This window comes from Gordonia jacobaea (genome assembly GCF_001186365.1).
Lineage (GTDB): Bacteria > Actinomycetota > Actinomycetes > Mycobacteriales > Mycobacteriaceae > Gordonia > Gordonia jacobaea.
This window is the reverse complement of sequence record NZ_LDTZ01000018.1, coordinates 42,461-62,503: the sequence shown is the minus strand read 5'-3', so window position 1 is coordinate 62,503 and position 20,043 is coordinate 42,461. Positions and strand designations below refer to the sequence as shown.

General features: G+C 65.4%; 15 protein-coding genes and 1 riboswitch. Of the genes, 6 read left to right on the top strand and 9 right to left on the bottom strand.

Features of this window, described 5'->3' with window-relative positions:
- Positions 1 to 77: 77 nt before the first annotated feature.
- The gene (locus ABW18_RS13655; RefSeq protein ID WP_049699541.1) at positions 78 to 1,529 is read right to left on the bottom strand and encodes a short-chain fatty acyl-CoA regulator family protein; all 1,452 of its coding nucleotides are present in this window, start codon (positions 1,527 to 1,529) and stop codon (positions 78 to 80) included.
- A 118-nt stretch (positions 1,530 to 1,647) separates the two neighbouring features.
- Between ABW18_RS13655 and prpD the strand changes: the two genes are divergently transcribed.
- From prpD to ABW18_RS13635, 4 genes are all read left to right on the top strand, one after another.
- Positions 1,648 to 3,159, top strand: a complete 1,512-nt coding sequence (prpD, locus tag ABW18_RS13650) for a 2-methylcitrate dehydratase PrpD (protein ID WP_049699540.1) — start codon at positions 1,648 to 1,650, stop codon at positions 3,157 to 3,159.
- Positions 3,159 to 4,106 carry a methylisocitrate lyase gene (gene prpB, locus ABW18_RS13645; protein WP_049699539.1) on the top strand — a complete coding sequence of 316 codons (948 nt, stop codon included), beginning with the start codon at positions 3,159 to 3,161 and terminating at the stop codon, positions 4,104 to 4,106. Before prpD ends, prpB begins: the two co-directional genes overlap by 1 nt.
- The gene (locus tag ABW18_RS13640; protein WP_049699538.1) at positions 4,103 to 5,233 is read left to right on the top strand and encodes a bifunctional 2-methylcitrate synthase/citrate synthase; all 1,131 of its coding nucleotides are present in this window, start codon (positions 4,103 to 4,105) and stop codon (positions 5,231 to 5,233) included. Before prpB ends, ABW18_RS13640 begins: the two co-directional genes overlap by 4 nt.
- A 116-nt stretch (positions 5,234 to 5,349) precedes the next feature.
- A complete protein-coding gene (locus ABW18_RS13635) occupies positions 5,350 to 8,739 on the top strand; it encodes a pyruvate carboxylase (RefSeq protein ID WP_049699537.1) in 3,390 nt (1,129 codons plus the stop codon).
- Between the two features lie 54 nt (positions 8,740 to 8,793).
- On the opposite strand, the gene ABW18_RS13630 is transcribed toward ABW18_RS13635, so the two are convergent.
- Together ABW18_RS13630 and metE are read right to left on the bottom strand one after the other, a co-directional pair.
- Complete coding sequence (locus tag ABW18_RS13630) at positions 8,794 to 9,426, bottom strand: nucleoside/nucleotide kinase family protein (protein WP_049699536.1); 633 nt, start codon at positions 9,424 to 9,426, stop codon at positions 8,794 to 8,796.
- 71 nt (positions 9,427 to 9,497) lie between these two features.
- On the bottom strand, positions 9,498 to 11,822 hold the full coding sequence (gene metE / locus ABW18_RS13625; RefSeq protein ID WP_049699535.1) for a 5-methyltetrahydropteroyltriglutamate--homocysteine S-methyltransferase: 2,325 nt from the start codon (positions 11,820 to 11,822) through the stop codon (positions 9,498 to 9,500).
- A gap of 142 nt (positions 11,823 to 11,964) precedes the next feature.
- Positions 11,965 to 12,155: riboswitch (cobalamin riboswitch) on the bottom strand.
- 165 nt (positions 12,156 to 12,320) lie between these two features.
- Here metE and ABW18_RS13620 point away from each other — a divergent pair.
- Positions 12,321 to 13,184 carry an SDR family oxidoreductase gene (locus ABW18_RS13620; protein WP_049699534.1) on the top strand — a complete coding sequence of 288 codons (864 nt, stop codon included), beginning with the start codon at positions 12,321 to 12,323 and terminating at the stop codon, positions 13,182 to 13,184.
- A 3-nt stretch (positions 13,185 to 13,187) separates the two neighbouring features.
- Here ABW18_RS13620 and uraH read toward each other — a convergent pair whose 3' ends face one another.
- From uraH to ABW18_RS13605, 3 genes are read right to left on the bottom strand one after another with little or no spacing between them, the layout of a single operon-like run.
- Positions 13,188 to 13,514 (bottom strand): hydroxyisourate hydrolase, encoded by a 327-nt coding sequence (gene uraH / locus ABW18_RS13615; RefSeq protein WP_049699533.1) that lies wholly within the window; start codon positions 13,512 to 13,514, stop codon positions 13,188 to 13,190.
- A 10-nt stretch (positions 13,515 to 13,524) separates the two neighbouring features.
- Positions 13,525 to 14,046, bottom strand: a complete 522-nt coding sequence (gene uraD, locus ABW18_RS13610) for a 2-oxo-4-hydroxy-4-carboxy-5-ureidoimidazoline decarboxylase (protein WP_049699532.1) — start codon at positions 14,044 to 14,046, stop codon at positions 13,525 to 13,527.
- Between the two features lie 9 nt (positions 14,047 to 14,055).
- Positions 14,056 to 16,041, bottom strand: coding sequence for a solute carrier family 23 protein (locus ABW18_RS13605; RefSeq protein WP_049699790.1), 1,986 nt, complete (start codon positions 16,039 to 16,041; stop codon positions 14,056 to 14,058).
- Between the two features lie 174 nt (positions 16,042 to 16,215).
- Here ABW18_RS13605 and ABW18_RS13600 point away from each other — a divergent pair, with 174 nt between their 5' ends.
- Positions 16,216 to 16,803, top strand: coding sequence for a nucleotidyltransferase family protein (locus ABW18_RS13600; protein ID WP_235434383.1), 588 nt, complete (start codon positions 16,216 to 16,218; stop codon positions 16,801 to 16,803).
- Positions 16,804 to 16,822: 19 nt separating this feature from the next.
- On the opposite strand, the gene ABW18_RS13595 is transcribed toward ABW18_RS13600, so the two are convergent.
- From ABW18_RS13595 to ABW18_RS13585, 3 genes are all read right to left on the bottom strand, one after another.
- Complete coding sequence (locus ABW18_RS13595) at positions 16,823 to 17,692, bottom strand: 3-hydroxyacyl-CoA dehydrogenase (RefSeq protein WP_049699531.1); 870 nt, start codon at positions 17,690 to 17,692, stop codon at positions 16,823 to 16,825.
- A gap of 79 nt (positions 17,693 to 17,771) precedes the next feature.
- The gene (locus tag ABW18_RS13590; protein ID WP_049699530.1) at positions 17,772 to 18,122 is read right to left on the bottom strand and encodes a GNAT family N-acetyltransferase; all 351 of its coding nucleotides are present in this window, start codon (positions 18,120 to 18,122) and stop codon (positions 17,772 to 17,774) included.
- Positions 18,123 to 18,171: 49 nt separating this feature from the next.
- Positions 18,172 to 20,001: an acetyl/propionyl/methylcrotonyl-CoA carboxylase subunit alpha gene (locus tag ABW18_RS13585; RefSeq protein ID WP_200903267.1), complete on the bottom strand. Its 1,830-nt coding sequence runs from the start codon at positions 19,999 to 20,001 to the stop codon at positions 18,172 to 18,174.
- Between the last annotated feature and the right edge of the window lie 42 nt (positions 20,002 to 20,043).

Sequence of the window (20,043 nt, the reverse complement as noted above, 5' to 3'; positions counted from 1 at the left end):
ACGTTACCGCAGACCGGATACGCGCCGACGCATGCGTGACGGACAGAACGACGACGCCCTGTCGCTCACGAGCTCACCTACCCTGTGCGGGCCGGGCGATACGGGACGGAGTCACTGACAGTGACGTCGACGTCGATGGGCCTGCCGACCTGCGGGAACGCCCGCTGCGGGCAGGCAGGTCGCGGGCACACCTTGCATCCGGCGCCGATCGGTACGGTACGACGGTCGTCGGCGAGGTCGATGCCGGTGGAGTAGACGAGACGGTCGGCGTGTGCGAGATCGCAACCCAATCCGATGGCGAAGGATTTGTGCTGTGTGAGGTAGCCCAACCCCTCGTCGGTGCTCCGAGCGAGCCAGAAATACGACCGGCCGTCGGGCATCTGCGAGACTTGGGTGACAACTCGCCCCGGCGAGGCGAATGCGTCGTGTACGACCCAGAGCGGGCAACTCCCTCCCGCCCGCGAAAAGTGAAATGCGGTGGCGGATTGTCGCTTGGAGATGTTTCCCGCGCGATCGGTCCGGACGAAGATGAACGGGACACCGCGATGTCCGGGGCGCTGGAGCGTCGACAGCCGATGACACACGGTCTCGAAGCCGACGTCGAAGCCGACGCAGAGCAGTTCGATGTCGTAGCGTGCTTCCTCCGCAGCATCGCGAAAGTGTTTGTACGGCAACAACAATGCTCCCGCGAAGTAGTTCGCGAGTCCGATTCGGGCTACAGACCTGGACTCATCGCTCAGTTCGACGGCGTCGGCGATCACCGCGTCGATCACATCGCTCTGCGTGATCAACGCCAACTGGGTGGCCAGTTGGAACGCGCGCTGCCCGGAGGTGAGTCGACCCGCGAGCTGGACGACGCGCCGAGTGGGATCGAAGACGCGTTTGGGGCGGCGCGCGGCGGCGACGGGGTCGGTGTCACGGCTGATCGACACGGAGACGCCGTGTTCGCGTGACAGCAGCGTCGCCAATTGCAGGTCGAGTCCTCCGACGCGCAGGCCATGCTGATCGAACATGTCCTCGGCTGCCCGGTCGAGGACGTCGATGTAGTTCTTGCGGTCGTAGAAGAAGTCGCGGACCTCCTCGAACGGCATCGGAGTCGACGACGCTCCGCCGTTGGCTGCCTGGCCCCGGTATGTGTCGAGCTCGGATTCGGCGGCTACGAGACGCCTGTGGAGAGCGGCGATCGTGCGGCCGACGTCGGGCATTCGGGAGACGAGCTCGGTGATCTGCGCGCGCGTGACATCGCCGCCGTCGGGTGCGGTGGCAAGTGCGTCGGCCAGGTCGGCGACCAGGCGCGCGTCGGTGTCGGCCGCGAAGTAGTCGGCGTTGAGGTCGAACTCGCGGGTGAGTGCGAGAAGTACGCCGACGGTGATCGGGCGCTGGTCGTTCTCGAGCTGATTGACGTAGCTGGTCGATTTGTCGATTCGACGTGCGAGTGCGGCCTGGGAGAGTCCCTGCTCGTCGCGGAGCCTGCGTAGGCGAGCTCCAACGAGAAGTCTCCCGGGCGTCGCGGCAGAGGGGTGTGCCATGTGCAGAGCCTAGCTCGTCATGTGTTCACAACATTCGCAAATTTGCGGGTAGTCATCCACAAAAATACGCATTCGCCAGGACTTATGTGGAGCGGAACGAGATGCGTACGGTGCGAACATGATCATTCACAACGTGCGGACCCACCGCAGTGCCTCCGACTTCGAGCAGTCGGAGCATCTCGCTCAGAAGATCGCCGAGGTCGCCGTCGACCCTGTCGAGGTGCCGATCGAGACAGCCGAGATGGTGATCAATCGGATCATCGACAACGCGGCGGTCAGCGCCGCATCGGTGATTCGTCGGCCGGTGACGACTGCGCGATCACAGGCGCTCGCGCACCCGCGCGGGCAGGGCGGTCGCGGCGCAGCGGTGTTCGGTGTCGCCGGCGCGTACTCCCCGGAGTGGGCGGCGTGGGCCAACGGGGTTGCCGTGCGTGAACTCGACTTCCACGACACCTTCCTCGCTGCCGAGTACTCGCACCCGGGAGACAACATCCCGCCACTGGTCGCGGTGGCGCAGCACGTCGGCGCCGGGGGTGCAGATCTGATCCGAGGCATCGCCACCGCCTACGAGATCCAGATCGATCTGACGCGCGGAATGTGTTTGCACGAGCACAAGATCGACCACGTTGCGCACCTCGGTCCCTCCGTCGCCGCGGGGCTGGGAACCATGTTGCGCCTCGACGTCGAGACGATCTACCAGGCCGTCGGCCAAGCCCTGCACCTGACAACCGCGACGCGGCAGTCGCGGAAGGGGCTCATCTCCAGTTGGAAGGCATACGCGCCGGCTCACGCGGGCAAGATCGCGATCGAAGCGGTCGACCGTGCGATGCGAGGTGAGGGGGCGCCCGCTCCGATCTGGGAGGGCGAGGACGGCGTGATCGCGTGGCTACTCGGAGGCCCCGAGAAGGTCTACGAGATACCGCTTCCCGGTCCGGGCGAGGCCAAGCGGGCGATCCTCGACAGCTACACCAAGGAGCACTCGGCCGAGTATCAGAGTCAGGCGCCGATCGACCTCGCGCGTCGGATGCGTGAGCGGATCACCGATCTCGCCGAGATCGAATCGATCGTGCTGCACACCAGCCACCACACCCACGTCGTGATCGGCACGGGCTCCGGTGATCCCCAGAAGTTCGATCCGTCGGCCAGTCGCGAGACGCTCGACCACTCGGTGCCCTACATCTTCGCCGTCGCACTGCAGGACGGTTTCTGGCACCACGAGGCGTCGTATGCGCCCGAACGTGCGAATCGTCCCGACACCGTCGAGCTGTGGCGCAAGATCTCGACGGTCGAGGATCCCGAGTGGACCCGCCGCTACCACTCCACCGATCCGGGGGAGAAGGCGTTCGGCGCGAAAGCGGTTGTGACGCTGCGCAACGGTGAGGTCATCACAGACGAACTGGCTGTTGCGGACGCACATCCGCTCGGTGCCCGCCCATTCGCTCGGGAGCAATACGAGGCCAAGTTCTCCACCATGGCAGACGGCGTGATCGATGCGGCCGAACAGCGTCGATTCCTTGATGCGGCAGCCGGTCTCGCGTCGCTCGAGGAGGGAAGCCTCGGTGCTCTCAATCCGACGGTGCTGTCCGTCGTGCTCGACAAGGCGCCGACCATCGGGACGGGGATCTTCTGATGACCTCATCGGAAAGCGCTGTGGCGGGGCTGTTCTCGTCATCCGTACCTGCCGCCGACAAGCGGATCGCGCTGCGGGCGGGCCTGGCGTCGGGAAGTCTGCAGCGTTGGCCCGGCGCATTCTCGCCGCTGGTGGCCAAGCTCATAGCCGACGTCGGGTTCGAGGGCGTGTACGTATCCGGCGCTGTGCTCTCGGCCGATATCGGGCTCCCCGACATCGGGCTCACGACGCTGAGTGAGGTCGCCGCTCGCGGCGGGCAGATCGCCCACGCAACCAACCTGCCGTCACTTGTCGACGCCGACACCGGATTCGGTGAACCCATGAGTGCGGCGCGGACCGTTGCCACCCTCGAAGACGCGGGGTTGTCCGGCTGTCATTTCGAGGATCAGGTCAATCCCAAGCGGTGCGGTCATCTCGACGGCAAGGACGTCGTTCCCGTCGGTGAGATGCTCGCAAGGCTTGCGGCAGCGGTCACGGCACGACGCGACGACAACTTCGTGATCTGCGCGCGGACGGACGCGCGTGCCGTCGAGGGTCTCGACGCCGCGATCGACCGCGCCAAGGCGTATGCCGATGCCGGCGCCGACCTCATCTTCACGGAGGCATTGCGTGACGCCTCGGAGTTCGAGAGATTCCGTGCGGCCGTTGACGTTCCGCTCCTGGCCAATATGACGGAGTTCGGCAAATCCGACCTGCTCACTGCGAAACAGCTGGGGGACGTCGGCTACAACGCGGTCATCTATCCGGTGACGACGCTACGCATCGCGATGGGTGCCGTCGAGTCCGGACTTCGGGAGATCGCCTCTACCGGAACACAATCGGGGCTCCTCGACGGCATGCAGCACCGGAGCAGGCTCTACGAGTTGCTGCGCTACGCGGACTACAACGACTTCGATTCCGAACTGTTCAACTTCACCCTGAATTCCACGCCGGAGGTACATCCATGAGCGCGCCGCCAGTTGGCCAACCTGCTATTCACAAGGGTCTTGCAGGGGTCGTCGTCGACACCACTGCGATCTCGAAGGTTGTGCCCGAGACGAATTCGTTGACCTACCGGGGCTATCCCGTACAGGATCTCGCCGCGCGCTGCAGCTTCGAACAGGTCGCGTACCTGCTGTGGCACGGCGAGTTGCCCACCGACGCCCAACTCGCCGCGTTTACGCAGCGGGAGCGGGCGAGTCGTCGACTCGACCGGTCGACGCAGGCCGTCCTCGCCCGTATTCCGGAGAACTGCCACCCGATGGATGTCGTTCGCACGGTCATCAGCTACCTCGGCACCGAGGACCCGGACGAGGACAATGCGGCGCCCACCGCGAACTACGACAAGGCGCTGCGGATGTTCTCGATCCTGCCGACCATCGTCGCGGCGGACATGCGTCGACGACGCGGACTCGACCCGATCGCCCCGCACCATGGACTCGGCTACGCGGAGAACTTTCTGGCCATGTGTTTCGGCGAGGTTCCCGATCCGGTGGTCGTCTCGGCGTTCGAGAAGTCGATGGTGCTCTACGCCGAGCACAGTTTCAACGCATCGACCTTCGCGGCCCGGGTGGTGACGTCGACTCAGTCGGACATCTACAGCGCGGTGACGGCGGCGATCGGAGCGCTGAAGGGATCGCTGCACGGCGGCGCCAACGAGGCGGTCATGTACGACATGATCGAAATCGACCGCCCAGAACGGGCGGTCGCCTGGCTCGAGCACAAGCTCGAGAACAAGGACAAGGTGATGGGGTTCGGCCATCGCGTCTACAAGAACGGTGATTCGCGGGTGCCGACGATGCGTGCGGCTCTCGTCGAGGTCTCCGAGCAGCTCGGCGAGGACCGGTGGCTGCGCATCTACACCGAACTCGAGCGGCTGATGGACGAGCGCACGGGCATCAAACCGAATCTCGACTTCCCGACCGGACCCGCGTATCACCTGATGGGCTTCGACATCGGATCGTTCACGCCGATTTTCGTGATGAGCCGCATCACGGGGTGGACTGCGCACATCATGGAACAGGCAGCGTCGAACTCGCTGATCCGTCCGTTGAGCAGCTACACGGGGCCCTCGCAGCGCTCTCTCACACTTTGAGACAAAAGTGAGGTATCACCCTCACTTGCAGATAAGGTCGACGACGACGGCGGTGCCTGTCCTGTGGGTGCCTGCCCGGGCAACGTGTATTCGACGAACGAAAGTTGTGTCCCGAGATGTTTGAGAAAGTCCTGGTCGCAAATCGTGGAGAGATCGCGATCCGTGCCTTTCGTGCGGCATACGAGCTCGGGGCAGGAACCGTCGCGGTGTTCCCGTACGAGGACCGCAATTCGCTGCACCGACTGAAGGCCGACGAGTCGTACCAGATCGGCGTACCGGGACATCCGGTCCGTGCGTATCTGTCCGTCGACGAGATCATTGGCGCCGCACTGCATTCGGGTGCAGATGCGGTGTATCCCGGCTACGGCTTCCTGTCGGAGAACGCGGGCTTGGCGGCGGCGTGTGCCGAGCACGGCATCACGTTCGTCGGACCGCCCGCGCACGTACTCGAGTTGACCGGCAACAAGGCTGAGGCTGTCGCTGCGGCGAAGGCTGCCGGTCTGCCGGTCCTGGCGTCCTCGGAGCCGTCGGCCGACGTCGACGAGTTGGTCGCGGCATCCGCCGACATGCAGTTCCCATTGTTCGTCAAGGCGGTCGCCGGTGGCGGTGGCCGCGGTATGCGTCGCGTCGCAAAGCGCGAGGATCTCGCCGAAGCCATTTCGGCGGCGTCGCGCGAGGCCGATACCGCGTTCGGCGACCCGACGGTGTTTCTCGAGCAGGCCGTGATCAATCCGCGCCACATCGAGGTGCAGATCCTGGCCGACACGCAGGGCAACGTCATTCACCTCTTCGAGCGTGACTGCAGCGTGCAGCGTCGGCACCAGAAGGTCGTCGAATTGGCACCGGCGCCGAATCTCGATCCGCAACTGCGTGAGCGGATTTGCGCCGACGCCGTCGCGTTCGCCAAGCAGATCGGCTACTCGTGCGCCGGGACCGTTGAATTCCTGGTCGACGAACAGGGACGGCACGTCTTCATCGAAATGAATCCGCGCATTCAGGTGGAGCACACGGTGACCGAGGAGATCACCGACGTCGACCTTGTCGGTGCGCAGTTGCGGGTGGCGTCGGGGCAGTCGCTCGACGACCTGGGGTTGAGTCAGGACTCGATCGCCATCCGTGGAGCAGCACTACAGTGCCGTATCACCACCGAGGATCCGTCGGATGGTTTCCGTCCGGACGTCGGGCGTATCACCGCCTACCGCACGCCGGGGGGTGCCGGCATCCGACTCGACGGCGGTGCGGTCCTCGGCGGAGAGATCAGCGGCCATTTCGACTCGATGCTGGTCAAGCTGACCTGCCGGGGTCGCGACTTCGACACCGCGGTGCGGCGCGCACGACGTGCCTTGGCGGAGTTCCGCATTCGCGGTGTGGCCACCAATATTCCGTTCCTGCAGGCGGTGCTCGACGACGCCGACTTCGCTGCGGGACACGTGACGACGTCGTTCATCGAAGACCGCCCGTGGTTGTTGAATTCGCGTGGATCGGCAGACCGCGGCACGCGCATCCTCTCGTATCTCGCGGACGTGACGGTCAACAAGCCGCATGGGGAACGTCCGAGCACGGTGTACCCGCGCGACAAGCTTCCTGCCCTCGACCGTGCGCAACTACTCGCACCACCCGACGGCTCGCGGCAGCGACTGTTGACCTTGGGGCCCAGCGGTTTTGCGCGTGACCTTCGTGAGCGCGCGGCGGTCGGTGTCACCGACACGACGTTCCGCGACGCCCATCAGTCGCTGCTCGCGACGCGCGTACGGACGAGCGGAATGCTCGCCGTCGCACCGTATGTCGCGGCGACGACCCCGCAGTTGCTGTCCGTCGAGTGTTGGGGCGGTGCCACCTACGACGTCGCGCTGCGGTTCCTGAAGGAAGATCCGTGGGATCGGTTGGCGCAGTTGCGTGAAGAGATACCCAACATCTGCCTGCAGATGCTGCTTCGCGGTGCCAACACCGTCGGCTACACGCCGTACCCGCAGAAGGTGACGACGGCATTCGTCGCCGAGGCGACGGACGTGGGCATCGACATCTTCCGAATCTTCGACGCGCTCAACAACATCGAACAGATGCGACCTGCCATCGACGCGGTACTGGAGACCGATCGCGCGGTCGCCGAGGTCGCGATGAGCTACACGGGCGACCTCGCGAACCCCGACGAGAAGCTCTACACGCTCGACTACTACCTGCGCCTGGCGGAGGAGATCGTCGACGCAGGCGCGCATGTGCTGGCCATCAAGGACATGGCGGGTCTGCTGCGTGCACCTGCGGCCGACAAGCTGGTCCGTGCGTTGCGAAGCGAGTTCGATCTGCCGATCCACGTCCACACCCACGACACCCCTGGTGGGCAGTTGGCGACGTACCTCGCGGCCGTCAACGCGGGGGCAGACGCAGTCGACGGCGCGTCGGCACCCTTGGCCGGCACGACGAGTCAGCCGCCACTGTCGGCGATCGTCGCGGCGTTTGCGCACACCGAACGCGACACCGGGCTGGACCTCAAGGCGGTCTGCGACCTGGAACCGTACTGGGAAGCGGTGCGAAAGGTCTACGCCCCCTTCGAGTCCGGTGTTCCCGCACCGACCGGGCGCGTCTACTCGCACGAGATCCCGGGCGGCCAGTTGTCGAATCTGCGTCAGCAGGCCATCGCGTTGGGGCTCGGTAACCGCTTCGAGGCCGTCGAAGAGGCCTACGCTGCCGCCGATGCGATGCTGGGGCGTCTGATCAAGGTGACGCCGTCGTCGAAGGTCGTCGGCGACCTTGCTCTCGCCCTCGTCGGGCAGGGCATCGCGCCCGCTGACTTTGCCGCCAACCCCGGTTCCTACGACATCCCCGACTCCGTCATAGGTTTTCTCCGTGGCGAACTGGGCGAGCCCGCGGGTGGGTGGCCGGAACCGTTGCGTACCCGTGCACTCGCCGGTCGTACGGCGCCGCGCCCCGTCGAAGAACTCAGTGCGGCCGACGACACCGCACTCGACACAGCGGGCAGACCGCGGCAGGAAACCCTCAACAGGCTGTTGTTCCCCGGTCCGACAAGGGAATTCGAGGAGCATCAGGAAACCTACGGGGATACGTCGAGGCTGTCGGCCAATCAGTTCTTCTACGGACTGCGCTACGGCGACGAGCACCGAGTGGAACTCGAGCCGGGCGTCGAATTGCTGATCGGCCTCGAGGCGATCAGCGAACCCGACGAGAAGGGCATGCGCACGGTGATGTGTGTGCTCAACGGACAGTTGCGGCCGGTAGCAGTGCGAGATAGGTCCGTCGACTCCAAGGTCGCCGCCGCCGAGCGTGCCGATCGGGCGAACCCGAACCACGTGGGCGCACCGTTCGCGGGCGTCGTGTCGCTGTCGGTGAACGTCGGCGACGAGATCGCAGCGGGCGCGGCGATCGGCACGATCGAGGCCATGAAGATGGAGGCGACCATCACCGCGCCGGTCGGCGGCAAGGTCGCCCGGGTCGCGGTGACGTCCGTGCAGCAAGTCGCGCCCGGCGACCTGCTGATCGAAATCGGCTGAGGCCGCGCGGGTTCGGCAGCGCCCCACGCGGCCGTGCAGCTCGAGCCCCGGCGGTCAGTCGATCGTGGTGGCGTCGAGCTCGGCGTCGGAGTGTGCCCGGGTCGCCCTGATCTGCGCGGCGTTCGGGTCGTCGACGCGCCTGATCCACTCGAGAGCATCGTCGACGGTCCGCCCGGTGGCCACGTGCCGGGCCAGGAGGCGTTCATGTCGGATGGCGTCGGGTAGGTCGACGAACCACATGCGGTCGATGAGTCGACGGACAGGGGCCCACGCGCCGTCGAATCCGAGGTAGTTGCCCTCGACCACAACGATTCTCGCCGGTGCGGGGATCAGGGCGGCTGCTGCGATCGGTTCGCCGAGGTTGTGGTCGAAATCTGGTGCGTAGACCTCGGTGTCCGGCGTGGCGGCCCTGCGGAGTGTCGAAACGAATCCGTCGACGTCGAAGGTGTCCTGGGCCCCGCGCCGTTCGGTTCGGTGGAGTAGGTGCAACATCGGCGTCGCGAGATGGAAGCCATCCATGGGGAGGTACCCGATGTGAGCGTCGCCGAGGCGGTCGGCGAGTTCGAGTGTCGCCCGACGCGCGACCGTCGTCTTACCCGCTCCCGGTGGGCCGGTGAATCCGACGACCACGCGGGAGCGGGTGTTCGCGAGGTCGATGATCTCTCCGACCAGCGCGTCGATGATCATGACTGAAACGATACGAGACGATCGACAGGGAATCGACGAGATGGACTCATCCCGTCGACTCCCGGCCAGTATCAGACCTCGACGTCAGCCCGCACAGTCGTCGCGGCGGTGACCAGGTTGGTCAGCGACGCGATCACCTCGCCGGGTGTGCGGGTCTTGAGTCCGCAGTCGGGGTTGACCCAGAGTCGTTGCGGGCCAACCGCCTTCAACGCTGCGCGCAGTGACCGTTCGATCTCCGCCGTGCCCGGTACCCGTGGCGAGTGGATGTCGTAGACGCCGGGGCCGACGCCGTTCGAGAATCCGACGGCGTTGAGATCGTCGAGGATCTCCATCGCAGAGCGGGCCGCCTCGATCGACGTGACGTCGGCGTCGAGGTCGGCGATCGCGCCGATGACCTCACCGAACTCCGAGTAGCAGAGGTGGGTGTGGATCTGCGACGAGTCGGCGACACCCGAGGTGGATAAGCGGAACGCGCGCACCGCCCAGTCGAGGTAGCGCTGCTTGTCCGCATCTCGCAACGGAAGGAGCTCACGCAGTGCGGGCTCGTCGACCTGGATGATGGTGATTCCGGCCTTCTCGAGGTCGACGGTCTCGTCGCGGATAGCCAACGCGATCTGATCGGCCGACTCCGAGAGCGGCTGGTCGTCACGGACGAACGACCAGGCGAGGATCGTGACCGGACCGGTCAGCATTCCCTTGACCGGCTTGTTGGTCAGCGACTGCGCGAAGGTGATCCAGTCGACGGTCATCGGCTGCGTGCGGACGACGTCGCCGTAGAGGATCGGCGGCCGGACGCACCGGGTTCCGTACGACTGGACCCACCCGTTGGCGGTGGCGAAGAAGCCGTCGAGTTGTTCGGCGAAGTACTGGACCATGTCGTTGCGCTCGGGCTCGCCGTGAACCAGTACGTCGAGTCCGAGTTTCTCCTGCAGCGCAACCACATCGGCGATCTCGGCGCGCATCCGTCGCTCGTACTCCGACTCGTCGATCTCGCCCGAACGCAGCGCGGCACGAGCAAGTCGGATCGCCGAGGTCTGCGGGTAGGAGCCGATCGTGGTGGTCGGCAGCGGAGGAAGTCCGAGCTGTGAATTCTGTGCCGCGATGCGCTCTGCAGCAGGCATCCGCGTGATGTCGGTGTCTGTGACGGCCGCCAGGCGAGCACGCACCGCCGGGACATGCGGCCGCGGATCGCTTGTGCGGGTGGCCAGCGCCGCGGCGGACGCCTCGAAGGCCTCCCGCTCCGACTCCCGACCGTTGCGCAGTGCGCGGGCGAGAACCCCGACCTCGTCATACTTCTGCGCGGCGAATGCCAGCCAGCCTCGCAGGTTGTCGTCGAGTTCGTCCTCGGCGTCGAGCGTGTAGGGCACGTGCAGCGTCGAGCATGACGTCGAAACAGCAAGCGCGCGTGCCGATCCCAACAAGGTGCCGAGGGTGGCGAGCGCCTTGTCGAGGTCGGTGCGCCAGATGTTGCGACCGTCGACGACGCCTGCGACCAGCAGCTTGTCGGCGAGTTCTGGGACCACGACGACCGAGTCGACCGAGCCCTCGACAAGGTCGACGCCGATGGCTTCGACCGGTGTACGCGCCAGGGCGGCGAGAGACGCACCGGGGTCACCGAAGTAGGTGTTGACGAAGAGCGCAGGACGCTCGGTGACGGCACCGAGCCTCAAGTACACCGAATTGGCCAGTGCGGGAAGGTCTTCGGCATAGTCGGTGACGAGAACCGGCTCGTCGATCTGGACCCACGCGACTCCGGCCTGCGCGAGCTGTGCGAATAGCTGCTCATACACACCGAGCAGATCGTCAATCCTCGTCAGTGGCGCGGGCGCGCCGTCGACGGCCTTGGCGAGTGCCAGGAAGGTGATCGGCCCGATGATGACGGGTCGGGCGTCGACGCCGCGCGCCCGGGCTTCGGCGATCTCGCCGAGAACCTTGTCGGGGTGCAGTCCGAACGTGGTGTCGCCGCCGATTTCGGGGACCAGATAGTGGTAGTTGGTGTCGAACCACTTGGTCATCTCCAGTGGAGCGATGTCCGCGGTGCCACGTGCCGCGGCGAAGTATCGGTCGAGTGGATCGGCGATGCCGTCGAACCGGCGGGGGAGTGCACCGAGGAGGACCGCGGTGTCGAGTACCTGGTCGTAGTACGAGAAGGTGTTGACCGGGATCGAGTCGAAACCGGCTGCGGCCAACTGTTCTACGGTGTCGCGGCGCAGTCCGGCTGCGGTCTGCTCGAGCTCGGCGGCGCTGACGCGGCCCGCCCAGTAGCCTTCGATGGCCCGCTTGAGTTCGCGGCGCGGGCCGATCCGCGGAGTGCCGGGCACGGTGGCGGTGAACGGCCTGCCAACCTGATCGGACGCCGTCGTGGAGACAGTGGTGTCTGCTGAATTGATGGACATGAGTTCGTGAACTCCTGCATTCGACGTGGACGGTTCACCGCCATGCAGGGAGAGTCGACAAGCCCCGGGTGGTGTGCAGAAGACACCACGACACGCTGATCGACCTGCGCCCGGTCCACGAGGCGGCGAGCCACCGGTCGCGGCGCGACCGGTACAGGAGGCAGGTCTTCGGACTCGTCGGCGGGCTCACACGAGGTGAGATTCCTAGTGGCCGTCGCTTCCCGGGCTCGTGCCCAGTGCTTGGTGACGGCGGTCGTTCCGACATACCGCTGCGGGACAGTTCCGGATTCTCACCGGATTCCCTCTCACCCGACCGCCGATTACGGTGGCCGGATTCGACGCCGCGCGCGGGACGGAGGGGCTCCATCACAATTCCCGGCGGGCGAACCAGCTGCCGTTGCAGCATAGCGCAGCCTTTTTGTCGTCAGCCTCACCGTTGTGACCTAGTAGACGACCATCGCCATGAATCCGCGAACCCAACGGTTCCGAACCAGATAGGTGACTGATCAAACGAACACCACGTATCTCATCACCGGTGCAGGCAGCGGCTTCGGCAAGGAGGTCGCACTGCGCCTCGCGGAGCAGGGCCACGACGTCATCGCAGGCGTCGAGATCATCGCGCAGGTCAATGTCCTGCGCGCCGAGGCGAAGGAACGCGGCGTCGACCTGCGCGTGGAGAAGCTCGATGTCACCGACGAAGGAGATCGCGACAAAGCGGCCCAGTGGGACGTCGACGTACTGCTGAACAACGCGGGAATCTCCGAGGGCGGGTCGTCGGTGGACATTCCCGCCGCGAATATCCGGAGGCAGTTCGAGGTCAACGTCTTCGGACCGATTCTGCTGACCCAGCCGATCGCGAAGGCCATGGTCGCCAAGGGCGGGGGCAAGATCGTGTTCATGTCGTCGGTGGCCGGCCTCACCGTCGACCCGTTCACCGGTGCCTACGCCGGGTCGAAGCACGCGGTCGAAGCGTTTGCCGACGCGCTCGATCAAGAGCTCAGCGAGTACGGGATCACGGTGGCGACGATCAACCCCGGCCCATTCCTGACCGGCTTCAACGACACGATGTTCGAGGCGTGGAAGTCGTGGGAAGACGATCCGTCAACCCGGCTCTTCGATTACGAGAAGCTCTCGTTCCCGCATGAGCAGTTCGACCCGGAGGAAGTCATCGAGGTCACCCTCGACGTGCTCACCGGTGCCGACACCGACTACCGACACGTGCTGCCCGCCCACACCGTTGACGACATCAAGTCACAGGTCTCGGCGCAGTGGGACCGGACGCTCAACGACGGCAAGCGTGCCGAGCTGGTTCAGACCGCATACGACATCTCGCCCTACACTCCGGTCACCCGGGACGCGTGAGCGTCAGCTCCCGCGGTACGTCGAATACGAGTAGGGACTCAGCAGCACCGGTACGTGATAGTGCCGGTTGGGGTCGTCGACGGTGAAGCAGATGTCGATCTGCGGGTAGAAGCCGACAATTCCGTTGGCGCCGAACCAATCCGCCGTCGCGAACACGAGGTGGTAGGTGCCCGGGGCGAGCGGGTCGACGTTGACCTGTGAGATGCGGCCGTCGCTGTCGGTGGTTCCCGACGCGAGGCGCTCGCCGTCGACATCTCGCAGTGTGATCGACATTCCGACGGCGGGCGCACCACTGGTGGCGTCGAGTACGTGGGTGGACAGACCGGTCATAGGGGTCAGCCTAGTCGTCGACGAACTCGATGGCGGGAGTCAACATCCGTTGCAGCCGACTGCGATTGATCTTCGCGAGCTCCATGCGCATGACACGTCGTTCGGTCGGCGCGTCGTTGCGGATGCGCTCCTTGAGGATCGCGAGCAGTTCTTCTGCGGGACGTCCGTTGGCGAACACGAGGTAGACGTGTCCGAACTTCTCGTCGTACTCCTTGTTGAGCTGTTTGAGCTCTGCGAGTACCTCGGGGTCGGCGCCGGTGACCCCGGACTGCTCTCTGCTCGACGAGGCGTTGTCGGGGCGGTCTCCGATGCGGGGATGCCCGGACAGCGCCTCGTCGAGGTCGGACTCGGTCAGTTCGGCGAGAATCAGATCGGCGTACTCGAGGAGCGCTTCGTCGTCGACGAAGGGCCGCGCCTTGGCCACACGTAACGCCCAGATCGACGAGCTACAGCATTCGTACAGTGTGCTGATCGCACGCAGTTCGGACAGCTCGTTGAAGCTCGGGAGGCCACGCCAATCGACTCGTCGCACGCGGTCAGCCTACGAGAGTTCCGGTTGACGGCTGAACCGAGCCGACGTCAGCGGGTTGGCGTCGGCCACCAGATCGTCGAAGCGGTGGTTGGCGATCTTCGCGATCTCGATGAGCGCGAACGACTTCTCCGACGTCTCGGAGTTGTCCATGCGTGCCCAGCCGTTGCGCAGCACGCGGTCGTAACGCTCGGCCTCCTGCGCGTCGATGACGAGCGGGAACCCGAAGTGTTCCTTGTAGGCTTTCGCGAGGTCGACGACGTTCTCGTGCTCGGTCTCCTCCAGGTGTGACAACCCCTTGTGATCGACCGCGGTCAACTCTCCGGTTTCGTCTTCGGCTCCGAGGTCGGGGAAGGCCTGAATGAGCTGGAGTTGTTCCTCGTCGCTACCGGTCAACATGGCTTCTTGGAAGGCGCTGCGCAGATCGTGCACGTCCTCGAACGGACGCTGCTCGTAAGCGCGTTCGACCACCCAGTCGACGTTCTGCACGAGGCCGCCGAACGTCTCGTTGAACTCGACGAAGCTCATCTTGTTGACCGCGTCGAGCGTGATCGCACCGCGGCCTGCGACCGCCGGGCCGCGTCGTCCGATGTGGAAGAACAAGAGGTTCAACAGGATTGCGGTGATAGCGCCCATGGTGATACCCGTCGAGAACGGTATCTGCAGGATCATGTTGGGCATCGATTGGTCGACGCCGGGGAGGGCGGGTACATCGACGTGAGCGCCGCCCTTCTCGATCACGGTGGTCGGGCTCGACGACTGCGAGAACTGCACGTAGAGCGCAACTGCCAACGAGGTCGCCGCGATGATGAGGTTGCGGTGATCGGTGAAGTCGACCGAGGTGAGCGTCTGAATACCCACGATGGCCACCGTCGCGAACATGATGAGCGCGGCGCCACCGAGCACCGGGGCGGGAATCGACTCGACGATCTTCGCGAGCTTGGGTAGGCAGCCCAGGATGATCATGATGACGCCTGCACATGCGACAACCCAGCGGCTCTTGACTCCGGTCAGGCGCACCAGACCGACATTCTCGGAGAATGCCGTGTACGGGAACGAGTTGAAGATGCCGCCGAAGATGGTGGCGACGCCGTCGGCGCGCACGCCCGCCGCGACGTCCTCCTTCTTGATGCGCTTGCCGACGATCTCGCCCGTGGCGAAGATCGATCCGGTCGATTCCACGGCGACCACCAGCAGGACGACGATCATCGACACGATGGCGACGAGATCCCACCTCGGTGCGCCGAAGGCGAACGGCGGTGTGAAGCCGAGCCATGCTGCCTCGCCGACCGAACTGAACGTGGCGTCGCCGCACAGCCAGGCGACGAAGGTGCCGACGACCAAACCGAGGAGCACAGCGATCGTGGCCATGAAACCGCGGAAGAAGCGCTGCATCAGCACGATCAGCAGAATGGTGCCGAGCGTGTAGCAGACCCACTTCCAGTTGGCGTTGTCGTGCAGATGCTCCGCCGGGTTGGTCACGGCGTCACCCGCACCGACCGGGATCAGGCACACGCCGATGATCGTGATCAGTGTGCCGGTCACCACCGGTGGCAGGAAGCGGATCAGTTTCGCGAAGAACGGTGCGATGAGGAAGGTGAACACACCGGCGGCGATCACCGCGCCGTAGACGGTCTGTAGTCCGACACGACCGCCGCCGTGTTGATTGGCGATCTGGATGACCGGGGCGAGGGTTGCGAACGTGATGCCCTGAAGTAGCGGCAGACGCACGCCGATCTTCCAGATACCGACTGACTGCAGCAGCGATGCGATTCCGCAGGTGAAGAGGTCGGCCGTGATGAGCATCGTCAGTGCGTCGGAGTCGAGTTTGATCGCGCGGGCGATCAGCAGCGGCACGAGCACCGCGCCCGCATAGAACGCGACGACATGCTGTGCACCGAGCGCGACGAGTTTGCCGGGTGGCGGCACCTGATCGACGGGGTGCACGCGCTTGCGCTTCTTCGCCGGCGGGGACGCGGGCGTCGCCTCGGTTGTCATGATCGCCTCCAACGGATGGTGGTGTTCCGCGCACACGAATGTGGCGCCGACGGCGAAGGGATGCGCGTCAGCAGATAGATAGTGGACCCGCGCGCGACTTCTCGCGCATCGGAAAGCGCACGTTTCCGCGACGTTAAAACGGAGATCTCCGACACGCGACTACGATCGGCTCCCGTGAACATCGCACGTCCCGACGCGGCGGACCGTCCCGAGTTTTTCGGCGGCGATCCGGTGGTCGGTGTTGTGCTCGCCGCGGGCGCGGGGCGTCGTTACGGCAAACCGAAAATACTTGCAGCGCAAGGGGAGTGGCTGGCGAACGCGGTATCGGCGCTGACCGTTGGCGGGTGCGACGACGTGGCCGTGACGATGGGCGCAGCGGTCGTGGAGGCCCCCGACGGTGCCGCGACGATCCGCGTCGGCGACTGGGCCGATGGGCTGTCGGCGAGTGTGCGCGCAGCACTCACGTGGGCGACTGAGAAGAACAATGTCGCCGGCGTGGTTTTACATGTTGTTGACACGCCGGATGTCGGCGGCGAGGTGGTTGCGCGCGTCATCGGGCAGTCGGGGCGTCGACGCGATGCCGTGGTGCGCGCGACGTATCGGGGCGCCCCGGGGCATCCGGTCTATCTCGGAGCCGACCACCTTGTGGCCGTCATGGATTCGATGAACGGCGATGTCGGCGCCGCGGCATATCTGCGCGCGCACGTCGAAACCGTCGATTGTGCGGACCTGGCGTCGGGTCGTGACATCGACGAGCCGTAGCGCCGGGCCGTCATCGATCTCAGGCGGGTTGCTCCTGCTTGGGATAGGTGTAGAACCCCTCGCCGCTGGCCATCCCGAGCTTGCCCTTGTCGATGTAGTTCTGTTTGAGCCACGCGCCGAGGTGTCGGTTGCCCTGATCGCCATTCATCAAGATGTTGTACGGCGTCATCAGTCCGACGACGTCGTAGATCTGGAACGGTCCCAGCGGCGATCCGGTGGCGATGCGCCAGGTGTTGTCGACATCCTTGGGATCGGCGTAGCCGCCCGCGGCGAGTTCGAGTGCCGCGTTGAGGAACGGGATCAGCAGCGAATTGAGAACGTACCCGGCCTTCTCCTTGTGGATCTGAATGGGCACCATGCCGATCTCGTCGGCGAACTTCACCACCTTGGCGTAGACCGCCGGGTCGGTGTCCTTGGTGCCCATGATCTCGGCGGTGTTGAACTGCCAGACCCGGTTGGCGAAGTGCAGCGCGAGGAACTTGTCGGGCCGACCCGTCGACGACTCGAGATCGCTCGGTAGCAGCGACGACGAGTTGGTCGCGAAGATCGTGTCCTTCGGCGCCAGTTCGTTGAGCTTGCGGTAGGTGTCCTGCTTGAGCTCGAGGACTTCGGGCACCGCTTCGATGATCAGTTGGGCCTGAGCGGCTTTCGCGAGGTCGTCGGTAAGGGTGATGCGCTTGCGCGCTTCCTCCGCCGCGCCGTCGGCGGCGCCGGGAACCTCACGCTTGTAGGTCTCGACGAGTTCGTCGTATCGCTTCGACGCGGCGTCGAGCGCCTGCTGATTGATGTCGTAGGACGTGACGTCGAATCCCTTGTACGCGGTCTGGAATGCGATCTGGGAACCGAGGACGCCCGCACCGAGCACTGCAACTGTGGAGAACTCTGCCATCGTGAACCATCTCCTGTAGGTCGTTACTTCCCTACAACTCAACGTACTCGCGCGTGCATCGACGAGGAGTTGATGCTCGTCACGTCTGCGGGTCGGACACCTTGACGCCGAGTGCTCCCGTGGCGAAGCGGGCCACGACCGGATACGCGGAAGCGAGCGCGTCGTCGTAGCCGTCGCGGGTATCTCCGACGAGCCTCGCGCGATCGTCGTCGAGAATGACCGACACGGTCGCCACGAGCTCGCCCGTCGTCGGCTCGCAGACCGCCCAGGTGAACGACGACTCGTCGGACCACTCCGAATCTACTTGCCGCACATAGGCTTCGGGATCGTCGACGCCCAGGTCGCGTAAAGCTGCCGCGTCGGAGATCCGCTCGTCGTCGCGGACTCCGCGTAGGTACCAGGCGCCCGCGTTGATCTCGATCGGTTCCATCGGAATTCCTCGGAAAATGAGTCGGGCCCGATCGGGTAGGTGTGGGCGGCTACTTGATCTCGAGCAGCACGGTGCCCTGGGTGACGGCCGCGCCCGCCTCGATGGCGAGGCCGGTCACGACACCGTCCTTGTGCGCGGTCACCGGGTTCTCCATCTTCATCGCCTCGAGCACCACGACGAGGTCACCTGCGGAGACCTCCTGGCCTTCCTCGACGGCGATCTTGACGACGGTGCCCTGCATGGGCGCGGCAACCGAGTCGCCCGAAGCGGCTGCACCGGCACCCTTGGTGCGTGTGCGCGGCTTGGGCTTCTTGCGGACGACGCCGTTGCTCGACGACCCTCCGCCGAGCGCGAGATCGCCGGGCAGCGAGACCTCGACGCGACGGCCACCGACCTCGACGACCACGTTCTGACGCGGCGCCGAATCGTCCTCTTCGATGGCTGCGCCACCGGTGTAGGGCTCGATCGGGTTGTCCCAGTCGGTCTCGATCCACTTGGTGTAGACGTCGAATGTCTCGACGCCGTTCTCATCGGTATGGCCGACGAACGCGGGGTTGGTGACGATGTGACGGTCGAAGGGGAGGACCGTTGCGAGTCCCTCGACCTCGAACTCGTCGAGGGCGCGGCGGGCGCGCTCGAGTGCCTGCTCGCGGTTCTCGCCGGTGACGATGAGCTTGGCGAGCATCGAATCGAACTGTCCGCCGATGACGTCGCCCTGCTCGACGCCCGAGTCGACGCGCACACCCGGGCCGGACGGCTCCTTGTAGACGGTGATCGGTCCGGGAGCGGGGAGGAAGTTGCGCCCCGGATCCTCGCCGTTGATCCGGAACTCGATGGAGTGTCCGCGCGGTGCGGGATCTTCGGAGAACTCGAGCTTCTCGCCGTTGGCGATGCGGAACTGCTGGCGGACGAGGTCGATACCCGACGTCTCCTCGGTGACCGGGTGCTCGACCTGTAGGCGGGTGTTGACCTCGAGGAACGAGACCAGGCCGTCGTTGCCGACGAGGAACTCGACGGTGCCCGCACCGTAGTAACCCGCCTCGCGGCAGATGGCCTTCGCCGACGAGTGGATGCGATTGCGCTGTTCGTCGGTGAGGAACGGCGCGGGTGCTTCCTCGACAAGCTTCTGGAAGCGACGCTGCAGCGAGCAGTCGCGGGTGCCGGCGACGATCACGTTGCCGTGCTGATCGGCGATGACCTGCGCCTCGACGTGGCGCGCCTTGTCGAGGTAGCGCTCGACGAAGCACTCACCGCGGCCGAATGCGGAGATGGCCTCACGGGTGGCCGACTCGAACAGCTCGGGGATCTCCTCGATGGTGTAGGCCACCTTCATGCCGCGGCCGCCACCGCCGAACGCCGCCTTGATCGCGACCGGTACGCCGTACTCCTTGGCGAACTCGACGACCTCGTCGGCGTTCTTGACCGGGTCCTTGGTGCCCGGAGCCATCGGGGCGTCGGCCTTCAGCGCGATGTGGCGTGCGGTGACCTTGTCGCCGAGGTCGCGGATCGACTGCGGCGACGGTCCGATCCAGATGAGGCCGGCGTCGAGAACTGCCTGGGCGAAGTCGGCGTTCTCGGACAGGAATCCGTAGCCGGGGTGGATGGCGTTGGCGCCCGACTTCGCCGCGGCGTCGAGGATCTTGTCGAAGACCAGGTACGACTCTGCGGAGGTCTGGCCGCCGAGGGCGAAGGCCTCGTCGGCGAGCTTCACGAACTTGGCGTTGGCATCAGGTTCCGCGTAGACCGCGACGCTGGGGATTCCGGCGTCGCGCGCGGCGCGGATGACGCGGACCGCGATCTCTCCTCGATTGGCGATCAGGACCTTGTTGATCGTCGAGCTGGAGCTGATCGTGGAGTTGGGCGCTTGTTCACTGGGCACTTGCTTGATCTCCTGGGCCTGGCTCTGTGCTGAGCTGTCTTC

Coding starts and splice junctions, on each gene's coding strand:
- uraH (WP_049699533.1), bottom strand. CDS start 13,514: ATGACCGGTCTGTCCACCCACGTACTCGACGCCACCAGTGGTGCGCCC.
- prpD (WP_049699540.1), top strand. CDS start 1,648: ATGATCATTCACAACGTGCGGACCCACCGCAGTGCCTCCGACTTCGAG.
- ABW18_RS13595 (WP_049699531.1), bottom strand. CDS start 17,692: ATGGCAGAGTTCTCCACAGTTGCAGTGCTCGGTGCGGGCGTCCTCGGT.
- ABW18_RS13590 (WP_049699530.1), bottom strand. CDS start 18,122: ATGGAACCGATCGAGATCAACGCGGGCGCCTGGTACCTACGCGGAGTC.
- ABW18_RS13605 (WP_049699790.1), bottom strand. CDS start 16,041: ATGACAACCGAGGCGACGCCCGCGTCCCCGCCGGCGAAGAAGCGCAAG.
- ABW18_RS13630 (WP_049699536.1), bottom strand. CDS start 9,426: ATGATCATCGACGCGCTGGTCGGAGAGATCATCGACCTCGCGAACACC.
- prpB (WP_049699539.1), top strand. CDS start 3,159: ATGACCTCATCGGAAAGCGCTGTGGCGGGGCTGTTCTCGTCATCCGTA.
- ABW18_RS13655 (WP_049699541.1), bottom strand. CDS start 1,529: ATGGCACACCCCTCTGCCGCGACGCCCGGGAGACTTCTCGTTGGAGCT.
- metE (WP_049699535.1), bottom strand. CDS start 11,822: ATGTCCATCAATTCAGCAGACACCACTGTCTCCACGACGGCGTCCGAT.
- ABW18_RS13635 (WP_049699537.1), top strand. CDS start 5,350: ATGTTTGAGAAAGTCCTGGTCGCAAATCGTGGAGAGATCGCGATCCGT.
- ABW18_RS13640 (WP_049699538.1), top strand. CDS start 4,103: ATGAGCGCGCCGCCAGTTGGCCAACCTGCTATTCACAAGGGTCTTGCA.